Annotated in this window: 15 protein-coding genes; 6 read left to right on the top strand and 9 right to left on the bottom strand. The window is 47.3% G+C overall.

Annotation, left to right across the window (positions count from 1 at the left end; translation table 11 throughout):
• Both V7Q33_RS15415 and porY read left to right on the top strand, forming a co-directional pair.
• Positions 1–695, top strand: a 695-nt coding sequence (locus tag V7Q33_RS15415; RefSeq protein ID WP_333820404.1) for a response regulator transcription factor, incomplete at its 5' end; no start/stop codon positions are given.
• Entirely contained in the window at positions 692–1,987 is a 1,296-nt protein-coding gene (porY, locus tag V7Q33_RS15410) for a sensor histidine kinase (protein ID WP_333820403.1), read from the top strand. The genes V7Q33_RS15415 and porY, both read left to right, overlap by 4 nt.
• Here the strand turns inward: porY and V7Q33_RS15405 are convergent.
• Complete coding sequence (locus V7Q33_RS15405) at positions 1,966–2,202, bottom strand: hypothetical protein (RefSeq protein ID WP_331974410.1); 237 nt, start codon at positions 2,200–2,202, stop codon at positions 1,966–1,968. The two genes, porY and V7Q33_RS15405, sit on opposite strands and share 22 nt — an antisense overlap.
• 93 nt (positions 2,203–2,295) lie before the next feature.
• Positions 2,296–2,907, bottom strand: coding sequence for an RNA polymerase sigma-70 factor (locus tag V7Q33_RS15400; RefSeq protein ID WP_333820402.1), 612 nt, complete (start codon positions 2,905–2,907; stop codon positions 2,296–2,298).
• A 149-nt stretch (positions 2,908–3,056) separates the two neighbouring features.
• On the opposite strand from V7Q33_RS15400, the gene V7Q33_RS15395 reads away from it, so the two are divergent.
• Together V7Q33_RS15395 and V7Q33_RS15390 are read left to right on the top strand one after the other, a co-directional pair.
• Positions 3,057–4,073 (top strand): LacI family DNA-binding transcriptional regulator, encoded by a 1,017-nt coding sequence (locus V7Q33_RS15395; protein ID WP_333820401.1) that lies wholly within the window; start codon positions 3,057–3,059, stop codon positions 4,071–4,073.
• A gap of 7 nt (positions 4,074–4,080) precedes the next feature.
• Positions 4,081–5,424 carry an MFS transporter gene (locus tag V7Q33_RS15390; protein ID WP_333820400.1) on the top strand — a complete coding sequence of 448 codons (1,344 nt, stop codon included), beginning with the start codon at positions 4,081–4,083 and terminating at the stop codon, positions 5,422–5,424.
• Positions 5,425–5,463: 39 nt separating this feature from the next.
• Here the strand turns inward: V7Q33_RS15390 and V7Q33_RS15385 are convergent, their stop codons facing one another.
• Positions 5,464–6,234, bottom strand: a complete 771-nt coding sequence (locus V7Q33_RS15385) for an AMP nucleosidase (RefSeq protein WP_331974418.1) — start codon at positions 6,232–6,234, stop codon at positions 5,464–5,466.
• A 143-nt stretch (positions 6,235–6,377) separates the two neighbouring features.
• Here V7Q33_RS15385 and V7Q33_RS15380 point away from each other — a divergent pair, with 143 nt between their 5' ends.
• Entirely contained in the window at positions 6,378–6,821 is a 444-nt protein-coding gene (locus V7Q33_RS15380) for a type I restriction enzyme HsdR N-terminal domain-containing protein (RefSeq protein WP_333820399.1), read from the top strand.
• 48 nt (positions 6,822–6,869) lie between these two features.
• Here V7Q33_RS15380 and V7Q33_RS15375 read toward each other — a convergent pair whose 3' ends face one another.
• The 6 genes from V7Q33_RS15375 to V7Q33_RS15350 form a co-directional block, all read right to left on the bottom strand.
• The gene (locus V7Q33_RS15375; protein ID WP_333820398.1) at positions 6,870–13,097 is read right to left on the bottom strand and encodes a T9SS type A sorting domain-containing protein; all 6,228 of its coding nucleotides are present in this window, start codon (positions 13,095–13,097) and stop codon (positions 6,870–6,872) included.
• 87 nt (positions 13,098–13,184) lie between these two features.
• Positions 13,185–14,489: a hypothetical protein gene (locus V7Q33_RS15370; protein ID WP_333820397.1), complete on the bottom strand. Its 1,305-nt coding sequence runs from the start codon at positions 14,487–14,489 to the stop codon at positions 13,185–13,187.
• Positions 14,486–15,517 carry a porin family protein gene (locus V7Q33_RS15365; protein ID WP_331974424.1) on the bottom strand — a complete coding sequence of 344 codons (1,032 nt, stop codon included), beginning with the start codon at positions 15,515–15,517 and terminating at the stop codon, positions 14,486–14,488. Before V7Q33_RS15365 ends, V7Q33_RS15370 begins: the two co-directional genes overlap by 4 nt.
• Positions 15,518–15,532: 15 nt before the next feature.
• Complete coding sequence (locus V7Q33_RS15360) at positions 15,533–18,667, bottom strand: nSTAND1 domain-containing NTPase (protein ID WP_333820396.1); 3,135 nt, start codon at positions 18,665–18,667, stop codon at positions 15,533–15,535.
• A gap of 2 nt (positions 18,668–18,669) precedes the next feature.
• The gene (locus V7Q33_RS15355; RefSeq protein ID WP_333820395.1) at positions 18,670–20,118 is read right to left on the bottom strand and encodes a DUF4062 domain-containing protein; all 1,449 of its coding nucleotides are present in this window, start codon (positions 20,116–20,118) and stop codon (positions 18,670–18,672) included.
• 15 nt (positions 20,119–20,133) lie between these two features.
• Positions 20,134–23,322, bottom strand: a complete 3,189-nt coding sequence (locus V7Q33_RS15350) for a hypothetical protein (protein ID WP_333820394.1) — start codon at positions 23,320–23,322, stop codon at positions 20,134–20,136.
• Between the two features lie 272 nt (positions 23,323–23,594).
• Here V7Q33_RS15350 and V7Q33_RS15345 point away from each other — a divergent pair, with 272 nt between their 5' ends.
• A complete protein-coding gene (locus V7Q33_RS15345) occupies positions 23,595–25,925 on the top strand; it encodes an OmpA family protein (protein WP_333820393.1) in 2,331 nt (776 codons plus the stop codon).
• Positions 25,926–26,026: the final 101 nt, after the last annotated feature.

Below are 26,026 nucleotides of genomic sequence, written 5' to 3'. Positions count from 1 at the left end.
TTAAAAGACTTAGAAAAGAAATGAAGATATTGATTATAGAAGATGAAACAGAGTTAGCCAATAGCATGGCGGAATTTCTGCGGTCGGAAAATTACTTGTGTGAGCAGGCTAATGATTATGAGACAGCCATGGATAAAGTAGTGTCGCATGATTATGATTGTATATTGCTCGATATATCTTTACCGGGAGGAAGCGGTCTTCAACTTTTGCAAGAACTAAAGCGTATTGGCAAGACCAACGGTGTGATTATTGTGTCTGCCAAAAATTCTATCGATGATAAAGTGATTGGTCTTAATCTCGGGGCTGACGATTACCTGGCCAAGCCATTTCACATGGCGGAGCTTATTGCACGTGTGCAGGCGATCATTCGCAGAAGGCAATTCAGTGGTTCCAATATTGTCGAGTTTAATGAGATCAGGATAGATACTGCGGCCAAGTCAATCACGGTGCATGATAAACCTGTTGTGGTTACACGCAAAGAATTTGATCTGCTGTTATTCCTCGTAGCGAATAAAGACCGCGTTGTCTCCAAAAATGCTATAGCCGAGAACCTGACGGGCGATGATGCCGATTTCATGGATAACTTTGACTTCATTTATACACACATGAAGAACCTGAAGAAGAAACTTGCCGATGGGGGCTGCGCGGACTATATCAAAACTGTTTACGGGCTTGGCTATAAATTTACGGCATGAGGCTGCTCAATTTCAGTTTGCGGAACTTTCTGCTCTATTCCTTTATACTCGTATTGGTTACTATTCCTATATCTTTTGTGGCGATCCATACCATACTGGAGGATGAAGTGGATGAAACCCTGCTCGCGCAACACGATCAGTTTGTAAAGCACATCAGGAGTTTTGAATATCTCGATGATCTTGAGTTTGACCTGGAGGTATTCGAGCAACTTTCGTATGATGTTGACATTGTACAGGATTCTTTTCCCCGATCGGGTATACAATATAGCACGGTCTTTATTTATGATAGTCTAGACCAGGAAACAAAACCGTATCGCGAGCTGCGGTCGAGCATTATTGTAAAGGGACATCCGTACCTGCTCACAACGCGGTTATCGTTACTGGAAAATGACGACCTGGTAACTGCAATCGTCACAGTTGTGGTGGCGCTGCTGGTGCTGCTTACCATTGGCATGATTCTGATCAACAGCTCGCTTTCACAACGTATATGGCAGCCGTTCTATAAAACACTGAACCGGTTGAAGGCATACGAACTCGACAAGAATGAATCATTTGAATTTGAGCAAACCGAGATCATCGAGTTTGATGACCTGAACAATGCAGTGCGGCAATTGACCGATCGTAACAAGCAGGTGTTTATACAACAGAAAGAATTTATAGAGAATGCATCGCACGAACTGCAAACACCGCTGGCCATTTTCCAGGTAAAGCTGGATGCTTTGATGCAGAGCAGACAGTTAACAGAAGAGCAGGCGGGGTTGGTAAAAGATATGCTGGAAACAAACCAGCGACTGTCGCGCCTCAATAAAAACCTGTTATTGTTATCGAAGATTGAGAACGATCAGTTCCAGGAACGTGAACAGGTAGACCTGAAGCCGATCCTGCTCAAACAACTGGAAAACTTTAGTCTGCTCACCTCCAACATGGCCGTGCACGCCCGGCATGATATCAGCGCATGTACTATATATGCGAACCGTATACTTACCGAGGTGTTAATCACCAACCTCGTAGGCAACGCGTATCAACATACACACGATGAAGGCGAAGTGATCGTACAACTTGCTGCCGACCGCCTCACGGTAGCCAACACCGGTAAACCATTAACGATAGCACCAGACCGTATATTCGAGCGATTCAATAAAGCGAGTAAACCCGGTAAAGGAGTAGGGCTGGGGTTGGCCATTGTAAAACAGATATGCGACCATGCCGGGCATACTGTGCAGTATACCTATACTGATAATCGCCATTACTTCACGGTATATTTCAACGATCAGATCAAATCTTCGCGCTGAAAGCGTTCATGCAGTTTTTGAAAAGCCTTGATGGCATCGAAGTCTTCTGCCGTAAAAGAAGAAGTTTGTTTATCGTTCCATAAAGCATCGATCCTTGATTTGAGCGCCGGGTTTGCTGCCCAGATTGAATCAAGTTGTGCCATATCCTGCTCGGTTGTCTCAGCATGCAGATACCGGCTAATAAGAGACCAATCGTGCTCGCTCAGTCTTTTCATCGAAGCTGTATACTGTGAAAAGACGAATATAGTCTGGATTACCCTGATTCAGGAATGTACTATAGCTCTCTTTTCTCAGGGGCATGGTTGGATTTATGTTGTAGTATGCAACGAACCACGCAGGTGCTTGAGCGCGCGACTCATTTGAGTCTCTACCGTTTTAATGCTGATATTAAGTGTGCTGGCAATCTCTTTATACTTGAAACCATGTTCGCGGCTCATTTCAAAAATCAGCCTGCACTGTCGTGGTAATTTTGCTACCGATCTCTCTACATGACGATTGAACTCCTGCTGGATAAGAAGCTCCTGGCTGTTGGCAGCTTCGGTAGCTACCTGCGTAGCTTCTTCCAGATTGCACCACGTTGTTTTCCTGATCTTGCGCAGATGGTCAAAGGCGCGGTTTCGTACGGCCGTGAAGAGATACGCTTTCGGCGAGGTGACTTCAATCTGCTGGCGGTTCTTCCAGATAGTATAGAATACATCGCTCACCAGTTCTTCCGCTACTTCTTTTACCTGCACAAACTTTACGCAGAACAGGCAAAGTGGCGTATACATGCCGTTGAACAGTTTCTGAAAGGCCTGGTAATCATTCTCCCGCAGCACACGCTCCATTAACACATCAATATCAAAGTGCCGGAATGAATTTCCCGGGAACTGAATCGCTTGCCTGACATCCGGCACTGTGTTGGCTAAAGGCTTATCCATGTTACGAAACCGATTGATTATTCTAATTTTTCACTTTTTTTCAAGCTTTCCTGCGTGATAATGCATAAAATCGAAAATATTTTTGCGATACCGTTCCCGGGAACGGGCACGAAAAGTAATTACCTTTAACCCTCTGACCAGGTGCCTATATGCAAAAGAAAGTTATCACCATCAAAGACATCGCCCGCATGCTGGGCATTTCAAAATCAACCGTATCGCGTGCCCTCGCCGGGCGCACAGATATACACCCGGAAACCAAGAAGAAAGTTATTGAGCTGGCTGCTCAACTGCAGTATGAGCCCAACACACTTGCCATTAACCTGAAGCAGCAGAGAACCAATACCATTGGTGTGATTGTGCCCGAAACGATTAACCGCTTTTTTGCACGTGCCGTGGGTGGCATTCAGAAACAGGCTGAGATGGCGGGAATGAATGTGATGATCTGCCAATCGAACGAATCCTATATATCAGAAAAGAAGAACATTCAATCGCTGGTATCAAGTCGTGTGGATGGAATCATTGTGTCGATCTCTACGGAGACTGATCGTTCTGATCACTTTACGGCACTTACCGAAAAAGGTATACCGCTGGTATTCTTCGATCGTGTGTTCGAAGATGTAGAGGCTTCACAGGTTGTTACAAATAATTATGAAGTGGCCATGGAGGGCACTGAACATTTGATCGGGCAAGGTTGCCAGCGCATCGCGTTCGTTGCAGGGCCTGAACATTTGCAAAACAGTCGCGGCCGTTTGAATGGCTACCTCGATGCATTGCGCAAGCATAATCTGCAGATAAAAGATTCCTACATTGTGCATGCATATTATGGCAGCGACAAAGTGGAGGAATACACGCGTTATCTGTTGAACCTGCCGCAACGTCCGGACGCTATATTTGCTATTAACGATTATGCAGCCATTGAGATGATGCACATGATGAAGAAGACCGGATTGCGTATTCCGCACGATGTAGCAGTACTCGGTTTCAACAACGAAAATTTGTGTCGCTTTACGGAGCCCTCGCTCAGCAGCATCGATCACCCGGCCCACGACATTGGTGTGAGCGCTGCCGAAATTCTGATCAATCACATCCGTCACCAGGATATGAAACCAGAGAAGCGTGTTGTAAAGAGCAAGCTCGTAATACGCGAATCGACACAAATAAAATAATTGTATCTTGAATGATTTAATGCCCCAAACGATGGATGGAATTAGCATCGCTGCGCAGTTGAACAATCCCCGCACGGTTCGGGCCTGGTATATGTACGATTGGGCCAACTCGGTTTATTCACTGGTTATTACCACCGCTATTTTTCCGATATACTATAAAGCGGTAGCGGTTACAAACGGCAGCGACCAGGTGCAGTTTCTTGGGTACACGGTGCAGAACTCGGTGCTATACTCCTATGCGTTGTCGTTTTCGTTTCTGGTGGTAGCGGCTATTCTTCCGTTGCTCTCCGGTGCTGCCGATTATACCGGCAAGAAGAAAACATTTATGAAAGTATTTGTGTGGCTCGGCAGCTTGTCGTGCATGGGCCTATATTTCTTTGACGGCATCGACAGACTGACGTGGGGTATCGGTTGCTCGATACTGGCCAGTATAGGATACTCCGGAAGTCTTGTTTTTTACGATGCCTTTCTGCCGGAGATTGTGAGTAAAGACCGGTATGATGCTACGAGTGCGCGTGGTTATTCGATGGGATACTACGGCAGCGTTATACTGATGGTGATCTGTACGGTGATGATTCTGAATTACGAACCTTTCGGTTTTGCAAATGATGGTGAAGCTACACGCTTTTCATTTTTACTGGTAGGTGTGTGGTGGATTGGCTTCTCGATGATACCCTTCGCTATACTTCCTGAAAATCCGTATGGCAGAAAACCCACCGGCAATATCTGGACAAAAGGATATGAAGAGCTGCGCACGGTATGGCGGAGTTTGAAAAGCATGCCCGACCTGAAACGATATCTGGCAGCATTCTTTTTCTATAACATGGGTGTGCAAACCGTAATGTATCTGGCCACGCTGTTTGGCACCGATGTATTGCATTTGGAAACCGGAAGCCTGATTGCCACAGTAGTCATTATACAATTGGTAGGATCTGTTGGTGCATGGCTCTTTGCCAGACTTTCGCAGGCGCGTGGAAACCGGTATGCATTAAGCACAATGATTGTTATATGGATCGGTATATGTATAGGTGCTTATTTTACCGAAACAGCCTACCAGTTTTACGCACTGGCCTTTGTAGTAGGCATGGTGATGGGGGGTATACAATCGCTGTCGCGGGCCACCTATTCGAAGCTGATGCCTCGCGATACAGATGATCACGCATCGTACTTCAGCTTCTATGATGTTACGTATAACCTCTCTATTGTGCTGGGCACGTTCTCGTATGGTTTCATTGATCATATAACCGGCAGCATGCGCTACAGTGCGCTCGCGCTCGGACTATATTTTATTATCGGAATGGCGATATTGTTTACCGTGAAATCCGCTGAGATCCGGAAGCAGCGTGTATAACACTTGACTTCCGGTTGCAGAATATATAGGAGGGATAGCTTAGTATTGCAGGTGCTTTACCGTAACACCATTGTTGATGAGCTGACGAAGTGAATCTATACCAATGCGAAGATGAAGCTCAACGAATTGCCGGGTTACTGATTGATCGCTTACTTCTGTTTTCACGCCTTCCGGCACCATCGGTTGGTCGGACACGAGCAACAAAGCTCCGGCAGGAATTTTATTATAGAATGCTGTGCTAAAGATCGTAGCCGTCTCCATGTCGATGGCTTGTGCGCGAATCTTGCGCAGGTATTCTTTGAATTCTTCATCCCATTCCCATACTCTTCGGTTGGTAGTATATACCGTACCGGTCCAGTAGTCCTGCTTGTAATCGCGGATGGTAGTGGAGATCGCTTTTTGCAACGCGAAGGAAGGTAACGCGGGTACTTCAGCCGGGAAGTAATCGTTGGATGTACCCTCACCGCGGATAGCAGCAATGGGCAGGATCAGATCACCAATATCATTTTTCTTTTTCAGTCCGCCACATTTGCCCAGGAAGAGTGCAGCTTTCGGCTGAATGGCACTCAGGCAATCCATTACTGTAGCAGCATTGGGGCTGCCCATACCGAAGTTGATGATCGTGATGCCTTCTGCAGTAGCACTGCGCATGGCGCGATCCTGGCCAATCACTTCCGTGTTGTGCCATTCGGCAAACATTTTCACATAATTATCAAAGTTGGTCAGCAGGATATACTCTCCAAACTGGTTGAGTGCCTGACCTGTGTAACGAGGAAGCCAGTTCTCTACTATTTCTTGTTTTGTTTTCATAATTCTAAAAATACCAAATCATTCGCGATTGCGTGTGATATATAGTTTATTTTTGGATGACCTCTGTTCCACTCACACTATATTCATTCATGCTATCTCTTGAGTAACAAACGTTTCTGAAGAAATTGTAGTTTCTTTGCTGCATGATCCAACTCAACCTTCCACCGTTTGACTACCAGGTGACGAAAGCCGATGGCAAGCTGTGGATCTTTGATATACTTCGTAAAAAGCGTTTGGTGCTTACACCGGAAGAGTGGGTGCGCCAGCATTTCATTCACTACCTTATCCAGGTGTTGAAGTACCCGCGTTCGCTCATTAAAGTAGAAGGAGGATTATCGTATAACCAGCTTTCCAAACGCTCCGATATTGTAGTGTTCAATCGCACGGGCAACCCGTGGATGGTGATCGAATGCAAGGCGCCTGATATAGCCATCAGCCAGCAAACGCTGCACCAGGCAGCCACTTATAATGCTACCTTAAAGGCCGACTTCCTTGTTGTAACCAATGGATTGAATCATTTTTATTTCCGCACCGATTGGAGTGCCAACACAACAGAAGCTCTGCCGGCTATGCCTGTGTTCGAATAAAAAAGGCCATCCCAACGGACGGCCTTTCGTATTGTAATACGGTATAGCTTAAGGATGCTCTGCTACAACCACTTTCTTCCGGATCAATTCTCCGTTCGCAGCTTTTACCTGAAGTATATAAATACCGGCTGCATACCATGTAGTGTTAATGCTCTTGGTTTTTTCACCTGCAGCAAAATTACCGGTATATACTTCACGACCGAAACCATCCATCAGATTTATCGGCATGGTATATCGTGCTGCTTCCGGCAGTTGAATGTTTACGGTGCCGCGTGCCGGGTTGGGATAGATTGCGATCTGCGAAGCGAGTCCATGCTCAGTACCGGTTACCAATTCAGGTTCAACGGTAGCATCAACGATCTTCGACTGGTGAACAGTTTTGTTACCGCCTTCGATGCTTTGAACAAAGATTACGATAGCACCATTGCCGCTGGTAAGCAGATCGCGATTGCTCCACACAACCTCATCCAGGGCCACCGTTTCGCCAGGAGCTATATCCTGTGTCAGTTTTACTCCGGCTGCCGTGGGCAGTAATTCTTTGGTTACGAATTTAAACTCTGTGTCACCATTGCTGCCCAGGTATGCAGCATCCGTAATTGTTTTTTCAACAACTGCTGTAAATACATTTACACCCGCTGCAGTAAATGTAGTGCTGGAAGAGTTGGTAAGCGATGTATGGATGCGAACCACATCACCATCTTTCACCAGATTAACGATGATGCGAAGTGGAGACGGTGTCAATACACGGTCGTTGTATAATTGCGTAAGCTCGCCCAGCGTGTTTACAATCGTACCATCGATGGCAAACTCCGGTGCAGCGGTTATACCATAGAAGGCCGCGCGTGAGTTATTGATTTCCACGTTTGCTTTGTTGAGTGGATCTTCCCCCGGGAACGAAGTATGGTATTCAGTCTTGGCAATCTCGGGAGAGTTTGACGAGAAATTGCTGAACATATCGTTGTGAAGCCTGGTGTTTGCACCAGACGCTGTGTTCGAGTTGGTGAAGTTTTCCAGCAACACGGTGCGCGTACGTTCGCCGATAAATATATTATCGAAGGCAAAGCCGCCTCTTCTGGGTTGATTGCTGGCAAAGGCAATTCTGAAAACAATGTTCGATTTACCGATCAGGTTATCCAGTTTAAAAGTGGCACGTTTCCACTTGCCATATATACCCGTCCAGCCCACATCGTTGGCGGATTGATTACCGGGACTGCTGGAAATACCGCTTTCATCGTACCAGTTAGAACCCTGACCGGGTTGGCCGATTACGATCCAGTTGTTATCATTCTCAATGTTACCGTTCTCATTATACTGAAGCACGGCACCATCATTACCAGCCGGTGTATCCGACCAAATGTCTAACGAAATGATAGGCTTGAGCGACTGGGTGAAATCGAAACACTGGCTCAACACCCATGATTGTTCACCATTGTTACTGATGCCGCTCAGGTTTGTATCCCAAAGATTACCATGGTTGTTGGCAGGATCACTGTCTGCAGGATCGCCCCACGCCCACGATGAGTTGGTTCCCCCGGCAATCCATCCGTCAGTACCTGACTCAAATCCTTGTGTATAGGAGTTGTCTTCGGTAATGGCCGGATAAGAAGGAACAATATATACCGGCTTCTGTACTGTATCTTTACAGTTGGCCACCGTGGTTACAATCAGCTGAACAGAGTCTGTTCCTACGGAAGCATAACTGACCACGGGTGTTTTTCCACCGGTTGCTGTGCCAATGGTGAGCAAGTTATTCTTTGCAAAGTTCCAGGTATACGACTGAATATCGGCTGCAGGAATGTTGGCTGTAACAGCCAGGAAGTTTGTGTTCGAACCGGAGGTGGCATCGTAGCATACATTTGCCCATCCGAAATTGGAAACAGGATTGGGGTTTACCGTAACGGAAATCTGTGGCGGTGTTACCGTACAACCATCAGAAGTTGTCATGGTGTATGTCATCAGGAAGTTTCCAAGTCCATTGAAAGTATGATTAGGACTGAAGTACGTTCCGGTAGTCCTTCCTGAATTTGTTCCGGCTGGAACAGAACCGCTACCGGCTACGAGTGAAGCACCATCTCCGAATATCCAGCTTGTGGAGGCAATGGTAGTAGGAGAGCCGTTGGGAACAATGACCGAGTTATTGGTGATTGCTACTGGCAATCCGTTACAAGCTGTGCCAATGGAAACCGAAGGATTGATCGTTGGCAGCAGCGTTATGCCGAGGTCTTTTGAATTGGAACAGGCTGTAGAAGGATTCTGGTATACCAGGTGAAGATTGTATGTGCCCGGAGAAAGTATTGCCGGATTGAGCTGCACAGTTCCTGCCGGCGGGTTGGGAACCAGCGCAGAGCCAATACCTCCTGAACCAGACCATGTTCCGTTGGGAGCTGGCAGGCCCGCATCGCGTGCTTCGAAAATTACAGGACCTCCGGTAATACAGATCTTGTTCACATCCGTGATGGACGCCAATATTTCGAGGCTCGGTAGTGGTTTAACCGTAATGGTGATCTTGGTAGATGCACCTTCACAACCACTTATTGTTTGTGTAGCCAGGAATGAGTAGGTGCCTGCTACCGTATTATCGATACCCAATGCCGCGGCAGTCGGGTTACTGGTTTGTATAATGAATGCCGAAGTGTTGGCATTATACCATCTCACATTGGTACCTGTTACAACCAGGTCGCTGTTGGGTATAGTTTGATTTACACAATACTCTTTGCTGAAGTCAGCAACCGGGGCCGCAGGGCTGGAGTTTACTACTACAGTAAGTTGCCGCGGAGCTTGCGTGCTCTCACATCCATCGATCATGCGTGTAACATAAAAATTGGATGTACCTGCGATCAGGTTACTCACTGGCGGTGTAAACGTTTCTCCCGAGCCAACCACGTTGGTAGGCGGATTATTCGAGTACCAGGTATAGGTTGTACCTGCAACCGTAGCGGCCGTAAAATCGGGTACAGCTGTGCCCTGGCAAATTTGTACCGAGGTTCCCGGGCTGATGTTGCCCACAGGAACGATCGTAGGTCGGGCACTCACCTTGATGGTTACAGGTAAAGATGTGTTGCTACAGCCTGTGGCCGGATCGGTATAGGTATAGGTTACATCGAAAGTCTTCGGTGTTCCCGCAGAAACACCTGTTACATTCGATGGATTGAACGTCCACACAATCGGGTTACCGCCCGAGGTAATGGAAGTCTGCTGGCTATTCGTAGCTGTAAAAAAGTCGTTGGCTGTATTATTCGAGTTGGCCGGAGAGCCCGTAAAGATCACAGGCGGTTCATCTGCGCAGTAAGCTGTTTTCGTTATTGGAAAAGTTACTGTAGGAGCAAGCCTGATCTGAACGAACTGCCATTCTACGGCGGTTAGTGTAGTAAGCACGGTATGGCGTACTACAAATCCGATCCATATACCATACAGTCCATACGTTGTCTGTGTACTGGAATACACGGCCTGGTAGGTAGGTTCTTTCGGATCAAAAATATTAACGGCAGGGGATGTCATATCGGTTTGCCCTGCGCCCGCATAATTATAGTATACAAACTTTTCGAAAGCATAGCCCGGATATCGCGATGATATATAGGCTGGACTTACGGAAAGCGGGGGAGAAGCATTATCGTTGTTACAATATTGCAAATTCAGGTTGGTGATGTTGGTTACATATACTTCGAACGTCTTGGTATAGGTAAATGAACATTGCTGAGCAGTTGCATCGGTATAAGTATAGGTAATTGGATAGTTACCGGCCGATAATGTAGAAGGGTTGAAGCGATATTCACCGCTGGTGAATGTAACACCCGATCCGCTGAATACACCGCCTGCAGGCGAACCATCCAATCGAACGGAAGCAGAATTTTTATTGAAGCGGGTTTCATTGGGGTTTACCAACGCATCGCCCGATACGGTAAATCCAAGCGTGGCAGGGGGAGTGCCCAGTGCAGCGGTTACAGTTCCATGCACGGTTCCCACCGGGTCTCCGGCAACAGAAGCCGTTCCACCGATGCGTATAATCGATGTAGTGCCGGGGGCTGTATTACCCGGATAACGTACTTTCAATCCTGAAATCGTAATGGAGTTTACATGCGATGTTCCGTTCACATTATAGGTGAACTGCACCAGGTTCGATCCGGGATAGCTCAGCGTTGACATGCCGGTTATATCCGATCCTGTGCCGGTTACTAGAGGAGCAGTTGTCACGGACTGATCGAATGCAAATCCACTGGGAAGTGATAACGAGAATGACACGTTGCCACTGCCCGAGAAATCGCTGGGGTCTGTTTCTGTAATAACAATGTTACCGAGTGCCTGGTATGAACCTCCATAGCAGAGATTCAGCGTAGCAGGCTTGGTAACAGTAACACCGGCGCTGGTAATGTTTACTGTAGCGGTACCATCAGAAAGATTATCGAGGTATGCGCCATCGGATGCTGTGAGTGTATAGGTACCCGCCTTGTCAATCTGTAGTTGTGTCCAGGTATAAGTTCCGGAAGCCAGGAAAGGTGTTAACGTTTGAGCGCCCGCAGTCATGTTTCCGGAAGCCGGTGATTTTGATAAAGCAATTTGTCCCGCATAGTCCAGGTCAGTGTTGCCTTTTGAGTCTACACCTTTAACGGTAAGGCTGAAGTTTGTACTGGTGGGTGTATCCGGAGGGTTGGCAGAAAACGCAAGCAGTGTTGCATCAACATCGATCAAATTGGTGGGTGCAGCGCTTGTTGATGAAGCGCCTCCTGCATTGGCAGCAGTAAAAGCAGAACCAGCACCCACAGAGTTTCCGGCTACAGCATTGGTTATAGTTACGTGTACCGGCTGATTGTCAATAACGGTGCCTTGAAAGGTAGCCCGTATGGTAAAACTCTTTGTGCCACCATCACTTGCTGACAATAAGTACGTTGACAGGTCGAATGTTACCGTAGAACCGGAAACGGTTTGCTCGGTTCCGGCTATTTCTGAACTGCCATCGTAGAGTGCCACTCTCCTGACAAAGGAGCTGTTGGTAAGTTGCACGGTAAGCGATGTCAATCGGGTGCCTACATTATCAGCATCGCTTGTAGCACCACCATCGCGAATCTGGAAGGTAGCGAGACTTAAGCTGTTGCTGCCATCATCGTTCATCGTGGTGCTTTGTTTGGTGCGATAGTCCAGGGCAGCCGTTGTTCCTCCGTTAAGAATAATATCAGAAGCGCCTGAGAAAGTAATATCATCATCTACCGTAAAACCACCACTGGTTTTATAGTTATACGTTTCCGCATCCGTTGTATTCCAGTTGAAAGGTACTACAGCATAGAAATAGTCCGTGCCGGCACTTAATCCTGTATCATTAAAAGATGTAGTGACACCGTTGGTGATGATTGTTACCAATGTACTTGCTCCGAGCGACAGAGACGCAGGAGCAACACCGTCTTGCACGCTTGATGTTGCCGGGGCAGAACCGATTCTGCGCAAAATGATATACCCGTTGGTGTTGGATAATGTAGTAAATGCCGGGAAGGTGAGGTTTATCTGACTGCTGCTAACGGTTGTAGCGAGTACGGTTGCAGGTTGTGCACCGGGCACTGGAGACAATGTAAAGAACGATGCCTCTGGCGAAAGACCGGTACCCGCTGCGCTGGTGGCGTAGGCCGCATAGTATATTTTAGTTCCTGAAGGGAATCCTGTACGAGCTTGTGTAAAGGTACTGACTGACGTGCCGCCTTCAGCCACAGCGTTGTCGGTAGCGGTTACACCGGCACTTGTTTTCCAAACGGTACCACGCGCAGTTAGAGTGTTACCATTGTTGGAAGTAACGGTACCTCCCAGCGTGGCAATGTTTTCGTCAATGGCTGTTGCTGTAGGGGTGGTTACAGTAGGAACTTTGGTAGAGGCTGTAATCGTGGGTACGCCCGCTGAGGTTTTGAAATCAGGATCGGGTGCACCACCGGTTTTATACGGATAGATTACAAATTCAAAATCAGTTTGAGTCGGCAGGCCTGTGAAGGTATAGGTAGTAGTGGCTGCCGTTACGTTCTGCGCTCCCAGATTGTCGCTTAAATTAGAATCGTCTGCTACGGCTGTGCCATCAGCAGGTGTGCTGAAGGTACCGGCAGGTACTGTTCGGATGAGTATAAGATAGTTGCTGGGCAGGTTGGGGCCGGTTGAGCCCGTCCACGTAAGTTTAATGGAAGTGCCACTTTGTGTAGCCGCAGTGAACGCTGTCGGGTAGTTAGACGGTTCTTGCGCCCATGCGGTGAGCGCCAGAGCCGATAGCGTGCAGACGAATATAATTTTACGGGTAAAATTATTCATAACTTGAATAACAGGTTAAGTAGAAATAAAGCCGGTTTTGGAAATAAAGGGTATATCTATAGTTTATCTGTAATGACGATGAGCTGGTCAGTCCATCAGCTCGCCATTCTTATCAGTCTTCATTATAAAGATGGATGACAGGCCGGATACATCATTCGATCCGCAGATCAACAAGCCACCATCGGCTGTTTCGCGAATGCTGGCCACGGTTTCATTGCCGGAACCACCGTATGTTTTATTCCAGATTATATTCCCCTGGCTATCGATCTTTACCAGGAATATATCTTTGCCGCCATGGCCACGGTTCAGTGTTGTCAGCATAGAACCGGCCAGTATAAATCCGCCATCGCTGGTGGCTATCAGGGCATCACCCGAATCATCGCTCGCGGATTGTCCGGCCGATACAGCCTGGTTTCCAAGCGAAAGCTCACCATCAAAATAGCGCTCACTTCCTTCAATCACATTGCCAAATTGATTCACCCGGAGGAAGAACATGTTACTGTTGGTTCCCGTAGGCGCTGCATACGTGCCGATTACACCGAAGCCCAGGGCCGGAAAAGCCGATGGCTGCATATCGTTCGCATACAATTGCTGGTCGGTTTGCTCTCCGAATTGAGAGAAGTTTTCGAATGTAGAATTCTCCTGTATATACGGTATGCCCAGGTAAGAGCGTGAGAAATTCTGGTTCTCTTTCAGTAATGCGCTGGCCCAAATGATTTTACCGGTAGGAGCAACGTGTACTGACTTTGAGTTTATATAATCACGATCCAATACATCGTAGGTTTGATTCCAGACTGTATCGAGCGAATTGGCATCCAATGCAGAAAGATAAGGATGTTCGGTGGTAGCAACGCCGGCTGCTTTGAAGGAGCCTAATACAATGATCTGGCCCTGGTCGTTAACGGTAATAGCCCCGCCATGAATATCGGTGACATTCGTGGTGTTCTTACGATCTGCAATTACCAGTTTATTCACAATGCTTCCGGTTTTGTTAAGCTTGAACAAACGGGCTGAATACACCACCAGATCATATACAGAAACATCGCCCGATTCAAGGTTTGATTTTATACTATCACCAATAACGTAGTAACCGTCTGACGTTACCATGAGGCCTTTAGACGTTCCTCCGGTCAACACAACGTCATCGGCAATCTTTTTACCTGTAAAATCGGTGTGAATTACCAGGCTGTTCTGGCTGCCGTTGGCCAGCAGCTCGTTTCCGAGAATGATGTAACCATCCTCTACCGGTTCGGCACTTACACCATATAAGTTGTGGGGCGCTTCGTAGAAGTGAAGGAATGAATTCCGGTCTTCCGGTTTTGCATCTTCAATATTGTTACATGCCCAGCAACTCAACACGATCAGCCCTGCAAGAGAAATTCGTACGCTCATTTTCTTTTATTCAGTTTTTTAGGGTTGAAGATGTTATGAACATATCCGGCAGTAACGGAAAGTGAATTGAGCTTGTAAATGCTGTCGGCATAGCCGTATTCAAAAGGGAGGCTGCTGTCTATTCCGTATCCGGCTTTTACTGAATTTACTTTGGTAATGCCATAGAGGAAACGCACTTCGGTAATGATAAAGCCACCGCCCAGTTTAAATTGTGCTCCGGCAGAAATGATGGCGCTCACGTTGAACTTCTCGCGGTTCAGTTTCATGTCGAACGATTTTTCTTCAATGAACTGATAGCCTTTGCGTGTTCTGCTTCCGGTGAGCGAGGAGGCCAGTAAATAATCGCCCTCAACACCTACTGCTACATAAGGCTTGAAACTGAGCGATGTAAATTGATAGCGGAGACTTACCGGCAACGTGAGCCAGTTCTGAGTCTCCACTGCAGCGGTGGTGAATGTAGTGTCAGTAAATTCTACCTTGTTGGTATATTCGAATTTACGCTGTACAAAGCCCAGCTCCGGGTTTAGCGACAGGTGGTCTGTGAGGGGAACTTCGCTGGTAAGGTGAACCTGGATACCGATCTTCGAAGCATATTTACTCTTGCCGTCATTGGCCTTTACTGCGGCTACAACGTTCGGGCTGGTTGCATTTACACCAATTCGGCCACCGATGCGGTAGATCGGTTTGGTGCGGAATGTATTATACAAAGCGATAAACTCCGCAGGGTCTGTTGTGCGGTTAATCTCAAAGTAGTGATCCGTGCGCAGCAGGTTTAGCATTGCTTCGTCTGCTTTCTCAGGTTCTTCCAGGTATATATAGGAAAGACACAGCAATTTATACGCTTCCACTTTCTCTTGTTGCGAGAAGCCGCTGGCCAAACATTTCTCCAGCAACGTGGGTATTTCATGCAGGCGGCCTTGCTCGTATGTAGAGCGGGCCAGGCGCAGTGTCTGCGCACAGGATGCCAGCTGTGCGAAACTCTTGCCTGCTACTATGGTCAGTATAAAAAAGGGTAGAAATCTCTTCATGTCTATAGGTCAGGATCAATGGTTGTTCGGCGGCAACGCAGCACAGGTAGATTCGTAAGTCAAGTCATCTCCGACAAATATTTCCCATTCGTCTTTGCTGATGTTCCGCTTCACTTTATCGCACAGAATTGTTGACATTACCGGTATTTTGGTTGGCCACGCGTGGATGGTATGTTCTATACCTTTCACCGTCTCAACCGAGCTGTGTACGCTTGCCAGAAGTTGTTCATCATCCGGAGTAAAGGCCACGCTCCACACCCAGTCGCTGTGGTCGCTCAACACGATCGGCTGCTCTTTCAGGCGGTTAATGTTCCAGAGGCGAACCGTCTTGTCTTTGCTGGCCGTAGCCATGAAAGTACCGGCATGATTGAAACGTATTTGTTCAATGGATGACGTGTGACCCGAAAGTACGCGTACTACTATATTGTTTTGCACATCGAAAATCTTTACCAGGCCGGCGTTGTCGCCCACTACAATTCTTCTTCCTTCTGGGGAGAAGGTTACTGACGTGAGGTGCATGCCGAGGTCTTTTATTTCGGATACAGCAAAGTTGTTCTTCACATCCCAAATGAACAGGCTGCCGTTTTCACCCGCACCGGCCAGCTTGCTGCCGTCAGCACTCAGGTTTATGGCGTTGATCTTTACCGGTGAGCTGATCACTTCGCGGCTTGTGCTCAGGTCAGAGTAACGTATGCTCTTTCCCGAGTTATCGCGTGCAAAGAATCCTTTGCTGTCGGGTGTAAAGTTCAGGTTCTCGATGGCATAGGTATAGCCCTCAATCCGTTTCGGTGCTGCCGACATGTTATTGAGGTTATACAACTCAACGTAGTTACGCTTTTCGTTTTGTGTATTAAGACCTGCCGCTGCCAGCCAGTTTCCATCCGGGCTTACATCGAGTGAGTAGTACTGATAGTTGGTTTGGTTCACCAGCATCTCAGATTTCCACTGGTTGCCTTGTTCGCTCCAGCGAATGATGCGGCCATCACTTCCTGCAGAGTATATATTGTTGCTCGATACGCGTGTTACCAGCGCACGGGCAGCACCGCGTTCGTGTGCTTCCAGGCTCTTGGTAAGCGGATGCTCCTGTTTCTTCAGAGCGAAATACAGGCCGTTGTATATATCATTGTCGTATACATAACCTTCATGCTCGGAGTTGAACTTGAAAGCCTGCTGTGCAATAAGGGCCTGCTGTTCGGGGTCGTTCAATTCTTTCGACTTCACGGCCATGGCCTTTGCCTGCGCGATATAGCGCTGACGCAATGCTTCTGCCGCATTTTTGATCGCGATCAGCTCCTGCTCCTTGGCAAGCTTCTCGTTGGTTTGTGCACGCTGCGCGTTTACGCGGGCTTCTTCTGCATTTCTGCGAGCCTCGGCAGCATTGCGCTTGGCGAGCTCTGCATTTTGAATCGCTTCCTGCTCAGCAGCCTGTGCCAGCTCGCGTTGCTTGGCTTCTGCTTCTTTAGCAGCAAGAGCTGTAGCCGTTGCCTTTTCTGCTTCAATACGTTTTTCATCAGCTATCTTCTCGGCCCTGCGCGCTGCCTCCGCATTTTTCTCGGCCTGCAGGCGCTGCTTGTCAGCTTCTGATTTTTGTACAAAGGCATACATGAGGAACAAGAGACAGATTACCACCGCAGTACCCAATACAAGGGCTACTATACGGGCGCGTTTCAGTTTACGCTTCTGCTCAAGTTCTTTTATACGTTGCTCGGTCTCCCATTCCTTCTTTGAATATTCAAGGAAGATCATGGTACGCTCGAAAGCCGGATTATAGCGCTGGCCCCATACGAGGGTAGGCTTGTGCTTGGCCTGCCAGTTCAATGCAAGTTGTAAATCCGGTGGACGCCACAAGCCGGCTTTGCCTACCTGGTGCATGGCAGCCGCTTCGGCAAGGCGGGTATACATTTGCACCGCGTCTGCTTCATCGTCAACCCAGTTCTTTAATCGTACCCATATGCGCATGAGGCTTTCATGCGATATATCGACCATGGATTTTGAGGTGATGGCCGATCCGAAGGCTGGAGTCAATAAGGAACGTCCCTGCTCGCGGAACAGATCGATCACTGCGATTACATCCTGTTCCGATACATCCGCTATAGAAGCAATTTCACTGAGTCGTGTAGGTCTGCGTATACCAAAGTTCTCACCGCGTTTTTCGGTGATGGCTTTGAACAGCATTTCGCAGATGCGTTTCTGGTCTTCATCCAGTTCATCGTAAGCCTCGTTTGCATGCTGCGACAAGGCTTCCGACATGGTACCAATTGCTTCATAGTGCTTGAGGTCAACCGGCTCGTCTTCATAATCACGATAGGCAGACCAGTAGCTCCATGTTCTCATGAGCGCGTGCTGCAGGATGGGGAGTTGATCAGGATTATCACCCAGGTCATTTAACAACTGCTGCACCAGGCGTGGTGCAATATGCGCTCCGCCTACGGCTACCGGGCCTTCAATCGCTTTGCGTTTCTGGTCCCGCGTCAATTGTGGTATCAGGTAGTGACTATCGTTAATCTTGCGGGTAAGCTCCGGGAATTGGGCGCAATCACCAATGAAATCAGAACGCATGGTGATGGCTACATAGATAGGGGCATCCGGATAGTTAACCGCTTCCATCAGCAGGTTTACAAACGCCAGCGTCTCGTTCACCGAGTTGGCATCCAGGCCTTCTTTGAAGCGGAAGAGCTCTTCAAACTGATCGACCAGTACCAGGTAATTTACATCTGCCTCTTTGCGGGTCTGTTCAATCGCTTCCACCAATCCCAGCGAGCTGCTTCGCAGTAACGTTGAAAAGATGGTGCGCTTGATTCTTTTCTCTTCGGTATCGGCCTCTACATATTCGGGATTATTTTTCAGCAGGGCCTCTGCAAGATTATCGATCGGGCCGGCACCGGGCCGTGTTACCACCACTTCCCAGTTCGGACTTGCATCGGTCAGAAATCCTCCGTACAGAATCGGCATTACACCGCAGTAAATGAATGATGATTTACCGCTTCCGGATGGACCGATTACACCAACAAAACGATTCTTCGAAAGTTTAAGCAGTACCTCGTCACTTTGCCCCTCACGGCCAAAGAAGAGGTGACTCTCTTCAATCTTGAATGGCCGCAAGCCAGGAAAAGGATTCGCGGTTAATGTATCTACATGTACCTCACGCATGGCTAGGCTTTAAATTCTTGTAAAAAATTCTGGAGTGATTCGGTTGCGTTTTGGCTGCCATCAATAACACGCAGGTTCTGACTCCGGTAACTATCTGCATTCACGGCTGTGGTGCCTGCCCCGGTAACAATGGCTTTCGCCACAATAGGTTTCTTGCGCCCGAAACCCGGAGCTTTTAACAAATCCAGTGCCTTCATTCGCACCCATTGCTCATTTACTTTTCCTTTGTAGATAATAGCACCATCGAGGTTGCGCAGATTATCAATATGCTTTTGGCGAAGCTCCAGCAGTTCGCCTTCAAACTCGGGTATCAACACCTCAAAGCCCGAGCGTTGTATCAGCTCAATGAAGGGCTTCGCTTCGTTATGATCAGCTTTATCGTGCATGAAATAGATAGACCGTCCGCGTGTTTCCGTGGATGCACGTTTTTCGCCGGCTTCTTCTAATTCTTCACGCATTATGTTCTTGAAATCTTCCAGCGGAGTTTGCAGAATCTCGGCACCTTCCTGTGCTTCCACATCGCGCTTGATATTTTCAATAAATGACTTCTGGCGTTCACTGGCGTGCGTCAGGTTGGGAGAGATCCAGATGAGGCGTGTAAACTCCTGGCCATTCTCTTTGACCTGTATACTTTTTTCGGCCGCCAGTTTATTCTGTATATCGACAACTGATTTCTCTGAGCCTTCCGGAATTTCTCCGTAAGCACTTCCGATCAGGTGTATCGACAGGCTGGATTCATCCAGGTTCTTGCGCACCAGTCGTTCCAGATCGCCGGCATTGGCTGGCAAAGTCTGGTTCGGCAGAATGTTATAGCCATGCCGTTGCAGTTCGCGCTTGATGATGTTGCGCTGCACAGAAAGATCGTGGCCTGTTTCGGCCAGATATATAGTCTTGCGTTTATAGATTGTTTTTACTTCAGCAGGCGAAGTGCTGTCTTTCAGGAAAAGCAGTATCTCGTAGATATCGTAGGCGAGGTCTACCATCTTCATCCAATACTGGCGTTCTGCTTCTGTACTGAAGTAATCGGTATACTCGCGAATCTCACCGGAGTCCGGATCAAGCTGATACATTTCATAGCCCAGCAGTTCGCGCAGGCGCGGAGGCTGCTCATGCAATGACAGTGGTGTTCTGAATACCTTGAAAACACGATTCCTGTTTTTGGTATTCGATTCAATCGCTTTATAAAATGTTTCAACGTGATCGAGGCAATGCCCGGACTGTATAAAGTCGCGGGAAAGTACAGGCACCAGCACCGCTGCATTATCGAGCTTCGGCGCGGTGATCAGATCGTGTTCTCCCTTCAGAAGTATATTTGGTTTTTCGCCCAACACCTGGGTAAGCATCAGCTCCAGGAATTTCTTGAACTGTGAAACCCAGCCCGGTTCGTTCTTCCCGGTAGTCTCGTTGTCGCGGTCAGCGAAAACGATGAGCACATCTATGTCAAAGGCCATGGGTAAAGTTTAAGGTTATAGTATTTGAGGTTTATGTTCTTCGGTTATATTCTTGATGAGTCCCTGTACGAGCTCGTGGTGATTGGCCATAACGAAATAGAAATCCATCAGGTTGATCTTGAAGACGGCTGCACGTTCAGTCGCTTCCACTTCGTGCACCGGTGCTACGTAGCCATCGGTGAAGAGTTCACCATATATAGCACCCTTCTTTAATTGTATTATCTCGTTGCCATTGTTCTTCAGCTTCACTTCTCCGGAAGCTACGATCAGCATCGGAGTGTTGTGCGGGTCGTTCGGAATCTTGGCCGTTTCGCGCGGATCGAGATCGAGTGGTGTGATCTTATCTGCCAGGTCGCTTAACAGCGAGCCGTGTATATCGCTGAACAGAGCCAGTTGTTTAATGAACATGACAAGCTCGATCCACAGGAAGAAGCCATCGTTCAAACCATCCAGCAGCTGGTTGTTTTCGATCGATGCATCGATAAATTTCTTATCGCGCTCTGGAAGCCGGCTAAGGATAGCATCGTACGTCTTCCGGTCTTTATGATAGATTACCCAGGCTGCCGTCTCCTGCAAAAGCTTGTCGCGGTTGAACATCTGCGCTACAAGCCCGCGGCTGATGCGAAACTCGGGAATGAAAGCAGAGGCATGTATAGCACACGCTTTCGTCCAGCGGTTGTTCAGGTTAAAATCGCGATTCAATATATAGTTGATAACCTGTATGGGATTATAGCTTTCGCGCGGGAAGTGAAGTTGCAAATGCTTTAGCTTTACCGAAGTAGGAGAGTCGTCAAGCAGCGGCAGCAATTTGGGTTTCAACTCCTGGTCAATGAACAGGTCGAGCAGCTCCATCGCGAACGCTATATTATCAGGATCGCGTGTCTCTATATTTTCGCGCACCAGTTGTACCGACTGCGGATCGTACAGGATCGACAGCAGCATATATACCTGGTCGTAATTTTCCACTATTTCTTCGTTCAGTGCCTGGCGCAGGAAAAAGAACTCGTCAGACTCCGGTAATTCTGTAAGCGCCGCCAGATTCCAGATGGCCTTACTGATTTCATTTTCAAGGAGGTTGATTACATCGCGAATCTCTTTTCCGCGTGCCTGGTAATGCTGGTAGCGGAGTGAGTATAGTATTTGTTTTACGATGCGCTTGTCCGGGTAATCTGCTTTCTTCCACTGCAGTTGTAAAGCATAGCGGCCTCCAATGCGGCCCATGATCTGAACAATGCGAAGCATCACTAAATCGCTTTGTCCTGATTTATGGAATGCAGCTTCCAGTGTAGGCAACACCGATTCGCCTACTTCTTTTAAAGCTGCCGCCGCATGATGGCTATACGAAGGAGACCCCAGTAACTCAATGAGCACCGGCCAGGTTTCCTGACGTTTTACTTTGCGTGCTGTGTAGAGTGCTTCATATCGAACTTTCGGATCGGCATCGCGCAGCAATTCCAGCAGTATAAAAATTGTTTTCTGACTAATAAGTTTGCGCAGAAGCTTTGCCGACAGAATGCGATCGGATTGCTTTATCGACTTGCTGAGCTTCAATAATTTTTCAGGAGAGATGGAGAGCAGATCACTGTCTTCCAGTTCGCCATAAGCGCGTTCTGCCAGGGAGCGAATCTCATTTTTATTGCTGTCGGCCTGAAGGCCAAGCGCTTCAATCTTTTCCTGCGCATACTTGCGTATTGCAGGCGAGTCACTGTTTGCCAGCCGCGTAATAGTAGTCTCAAATATAGCGGGTTCCAGTTTTTCCATCAGCGTTAGCCCATAGAGTACTTTGTCCTCTGTAGAGCTGTTGATCTCCTGTTCAAGCACAGTGCTTACGCTATAGCTCTTTTCTGCTGTACCCGATCGTGCCTTGTTCCGCGACAAGGTATCCTGAAGCGTATAGCGATAGTTGGTATGCATGCGGTTGGCTACGATATACCACATAATGAGCAGCGGGAATGTAAAGATGGAGATATAGAGGAGGTCGAACAGTTCTACACGGTTGATGAGAATGATAAGACCACCGGCCAATAAACTGGCGAAGGCAGTAACAAGTCCTTCAATCTTCGTCTGCACATCAATGCGTATGTGGCTTTCAATCGGAAGAAGGTATAGTTTAAAGGTAGGGTTATCGAGTGAGTCTTTGAGTGACCGTATAAAGAGCTTGCTTATAGCGATGATCAGAAAGAAGATTACAAACAGGTTGTTGGCAGGCGAATATCCGAAGATGATACCCAGCACTATTGCACAGATGGTAAAGAAACCAATAAGTATCGGGCTGATCAGCAAAGACACGCGCATACCGTATTCCTGTATAATGCGATCGGTAGCAGCCGTCTGGAAAAGGAAGCTGAATACCACAATGGTCATTTCGAAGTAACTGATGAAACTTCCCAACGAGTCCTGATCTTTAAAGAACAGCGTGGTAACGTTCAGGAATGAATAGTCAACGAAGTTGAGTGCCATCATGGATGCCACCACAAACAGCGACATATAGAGTATATATCGGTTTTGCTTGAAGTCGTTGAAGCGAAGCTTTTGATAGATGGCTTTCTCTTCGGCAAACGTTTTGCCCGTACTTAAATACTTTACGGATAAGAAGAGAAATGTGATGAGGAAGAGTATAACGCTTACCAGCGAAATGGTATAGAGCGACTCGAGCGATATGCCCTTGCTGCCGGCGAAAAATATCTGAGGATTAAGTAATTGAGGGATCGAGAAGAATGCGATAAAAGAAGCAATCAATCCCCCCATATCCACGGTACCTACTAGTCGTTTTGACTGCCGCAGGTTGAACATACGCGTAAACGTAGCCCAGAAAACCAGGTATAATATAAAGGAGAACGGAATGATCTGCGTAAAGCCGAGAAAGAATATGGTCTTTGAATCAGCAAAAAATATTTCACCAAATTCGATAAAGGCAGTAAGGGCCGTTATAACGAGGAGGCTAATGGTTGCCAGTGTAGGGAAGGGAATCCGGTTCTGCAGGAAGTTGTAAAGGATGGTAGCGATGAGCCCGAATGCACCCGATACGAGGAGTGCCATGGGTAAGTCAGCTTTTTCATCGAAATGCTGCAAAAAAAGTGTTTGTGAAGCTACGCTGATGGTGGCCAGAAAAACCCCCATGAAGAAGCTCATAACCAGCAGAAGGCCCACGCGTGTACCTTCACCGCTCTTGACATCCAGTAGTTGTAGTATTTGCGCCTTCATGGCAATTCCCCCGTTAGTCTTAAAATTGGTGATAATCCAAGTAAATTCCTATAAACTGCTTTATTTTTGGCTATTATTGGAGTGTGTGGCGCTATATATGTTGCAAATTCGTACAAAGTACTACCCGAATCCTTTATGCCGGTTCATAAATCTATAGCGGTAGGGCGTTCCGGTACAGGGTTACACAGACTTAGTGTAAGGTACATTGTAAAAAACCATATATAGTCGCGCATAATCTTTGTAGTATTGGGAGCTTAAAATACAGTTAACATATGATGAAGAAGACCATTTACTTGTTGTTGCTCTGCTTACTTTTTGCAACGGCTTCGTTTGCCCAGAACGCCAAAGCATTGGCTGAGGCTGAACGGTATTTCAGTGTTAAAAGTTACGATGCAGCACTTCCCAAATTCCTGGAGGCCATCCAGGCAGGCGAGAAGGATCCTACGGTTCATTACAAGACAGGTGTATGCTATGAGAAATCACCCGAGTTAAGTGAGCAGATCAAGGCTATACCGTATTTTGAGTACGCTATCAAGAATGGCAAAGGCTGGCCAACAACACTGTATTATGAGCTGGGTTCCATCTATCTGAAAGATGAAAACCTGCAGAAAGCCATTGAGAGCTTTACCAAATTCCGCGAGCTTAGCAACAAGGCCGACAAGAAAGCAATGGCACAAGCCGATGATGCCATACAAACCTGCCACAATGCAGTAGCACTGATGTCGGTGCCACGCAACTTCAAGGTAAATTACTTCAATTCTCCGCTGGTAAATACAAAGTATACCGAATACAATCCCATCGTTTCTGCTGACGAAAGCGCTATGGCCTATACAGCACTGCGCCCCAACACTGGCAAGACACGTACGGGCGATAAGTTTATTGAAGAAATCTATATATCGTATAACGACCACGGATCATGGTCAGAGCCAAAAGTTATTCCCATTGCGCACGATTACAACGTAGGGACTGCCGGTATGTCGCCCGATGGACAAAAGATGATTATCTTTATGGGAGGATCAACCGATCCGGGTGGATTATACCAAATTACCAAAACGGGTGATCTGTGGGGCAAGCCTTCGTTGCTCACCCCCAATCTGAATACACCTAAATACCTGGAGTCCACGGCGAGTATTACGCCCGATGGCAAAACCATTTACTTTGCCAGCGATCGCCTGGGCGGCCTGGGCGGGCTTGATATCTATAAGACCACGCTGCAAGCCAATGGTACCTGGAGCAACCCGGTAAATATGGGGGCACCGATCAACTCGAAAGCAAATGAAGACGCTCCGTTTATTCACCCTGATCAGAAGACACTCTTCTTCACTTCAGATGGACACAACTCTATGGGTGGACGCGACATCTTCGTGTCGAAGCTGATAGATAAAACCTGGAGCGCACCGGAGAATATGGGATACCCGGTGAACACGACTGCGAACGATAATTACTTTACGCTGATCGCCGATGGAACCCGCGCGTACTTCTCGTCAGATCGTAAAGGCGGTCAGGGTGGTCAGGATATATACTATATGGATTTGCCTGCGGAATCTGCAAATATTCCGCTTACGATGATCAAAGGAAAAATACTGAATGCTGAAACCGGCAAGCCCATGCCTACCAAGCTGTATGTAATCGATAATAAAACAGATAAGAAGCTTGACTTCGTGTATGACCCTGATCCGGAAACCGGTAACTACCTGGTGATTCTTCCGCCGGCAACCGACTATGATATTGTGATTGAATCAGAAGGATTTCTTCCGTATACCCTCAACGTTAATATACCGAACCAGAGTTATTTCTATGAGCTATACCAGATGATCAACCTGAAAACCATTAAACAGTTTGATGTGGTAGTAGGGCAGGAAGTGCAAGTGAAGAACGCCTTCTATGATACCGACCAGGAAGTAAAAAGCAACCTGCGAAAAACACACGAAGCGAAGCTGGTGCAAACCGGTAACGTAGATGTATATGATATGATGCTCGACCTGATGGCTTCGGGTGATAAAGACGGTATCACTTATCTGACCGACCTGATCCAGATGAAAGACCCGATTGAAGATGTAAACTTCAACGAGAAGGAGAACTCCCGCATCGAAGTGGCTACCCGCACGTATTACTATGACGAAAGCGATGAGAGTAAATTTGAGCAAAAGAAAGTAGACGGCAAGACCATTTTTTCGCTGCCAACCTTTGTGTTTAACGAAGAAGCAAAGAAAACAAAAGAGCAGGTTAACAAGAAATCAAACTTCGATAAAGCAGCACTCACCAAAGCTGCCAAGATATACTTTGACGCCGGCAAGAGCGATCTGAAAGCACAATACAACCCGCAACTGGATGCTATATTAGCCGAGCTCAAAAAGTCTCCGGACCTGGGTGTGGAGATTTTAGGTTTCGCATCGGCTGAAGGTACCGAAGAGCTTAACCGCGAATTGTCTAACAAGCGTGCAATCGCTATTCTTGATTACTTCAACCATAAGGGCATCGTTCGCAGACGCATTGTTGCGAAAGGATACGGTGCCACCAAAGATGTAGCCACTACCAAAGAAGAAGGCAGGCGCGTAGAAGTTCGCGTAGTGGATTTGAACGAGGAGGAGACGAAGAAGTAGAATTGGATTTGAAGATTGTAAAATTGAAAGATTAGAAAATTGTAAAATTAAAATGCCGGGATCGATCCTGGCATTTTAATTATATAGGCAAGAATCTTCTA

It is taken from the genome of Ohtaekwangia sp. (assembly GCF_036786105.1).
In the GTDB taxonomy this organism is placed as follows: Bacteria; Bacteroidota; Bacteroidia; order Cytophagales; family Cyclobacteriaceae; genus Ohtaekwangia.
The sequence above is the reverse complement of the archived record's forward strand: the minus strand, read 5'-3'. Positions and strand labels throughout refer to the sequence as shown.

Excerpts from the sequence above, each read along its gene's own strand:
- porY (WP_333820403.1), top strand. The coding sequence starts at position 692 with ATGAGGCTGCTCAATTTCAGTTTGCGGAACTTTCTGCTCTATTCCTTT.
- V7Q33_RS15405 (WP_331974410.1), bottom strand. The coding sequence starts at position 2,202 with ATGAAAAGACTGAGCGAGCACGATTGGTCTCTTATTAGCCGGTATCTG.
- V7Q33_RS15400 (WP_333820402.1), bottom strand. The coding sequence starts at position 2,907 with ATGGATAAGCCTTTAGCCAACACAGTGCCGGATGTCAGGCAAGCGATT.
- V7Q33_RS15395 (WP_333820401.1), top strand. The coding sequence starts at position 3,057 with ATGCAAAAGAAAGTTATCACCATCAAAGACATCGCCCGCATGCTGGGC.
- V7Q33_RS15385 (WP_331974418.1), bottom strand. The coding sequence starts at position 6,234 with ATGAAAACAAAACAAGAAATAGTAGAGAACTGGCTTCCTCGTTACACA.
- V7Q33_RS15380 (WP_333820399.1), top strand. The coding sequence starts at position 6,378 with ATGATCCAACTCAACCTTCCACCGTTTGACTACCAGGTGACGAAAGCC.
- V7Q33_RS15375 (WP_333820398.1), bottom strand. The coding sequence starts at position 13,097 with ATGAATAATTTTACCCGTAAAATTATATTCGTCTGCACGCTATCGGCT.
- V7Q33_RS15370 (WP_333820397.1), bottom strand. The coding sequence starts at position 14,489 with ATGAGCGTACGAATTTCTCTTGCAGGGCTGATCGTGTTGAGTTGCTGG.
- V7Q33_RS15365 (WP_331974424.1), bottom strand. The coding sequence starts at position 15,517 with ATGAAGAGATTTCTACCCTTTTTTATACTGACCATAGTAGCAGGCAAG.
- V7Q33_RS15360 (WP_333820396.1), bottom strand. The coding sequence starts at position 18,667 with ATGCGTGAGGTACATGTAGATACATTAACCGCGAATCCTTTTCCTGGC.
- V7Q33_RS15355 (WP_333820395.1), bottom strand. The coding sequence starts at position 20,118 with ATGGCCTTTGACATAGATGTGCTCATCGTTTTCGCTGACCGCGACAAC.
- V7Q33_RS15350 (WP_333820394.1), bottom strand. The coding sequence starts at position 23,322 with ATGAAGGCGCAAATACTACAACTACTGGATGTCAAGAGCGGTGAAGGT.
- V7Q33_RS15345 (WP_333820393.1), top strand. The coding sequence starts at position 23,595 with ATGATGAAGAAGACCATTTACTTGTTGTTGCTCTGCTTACTTTTTGCA.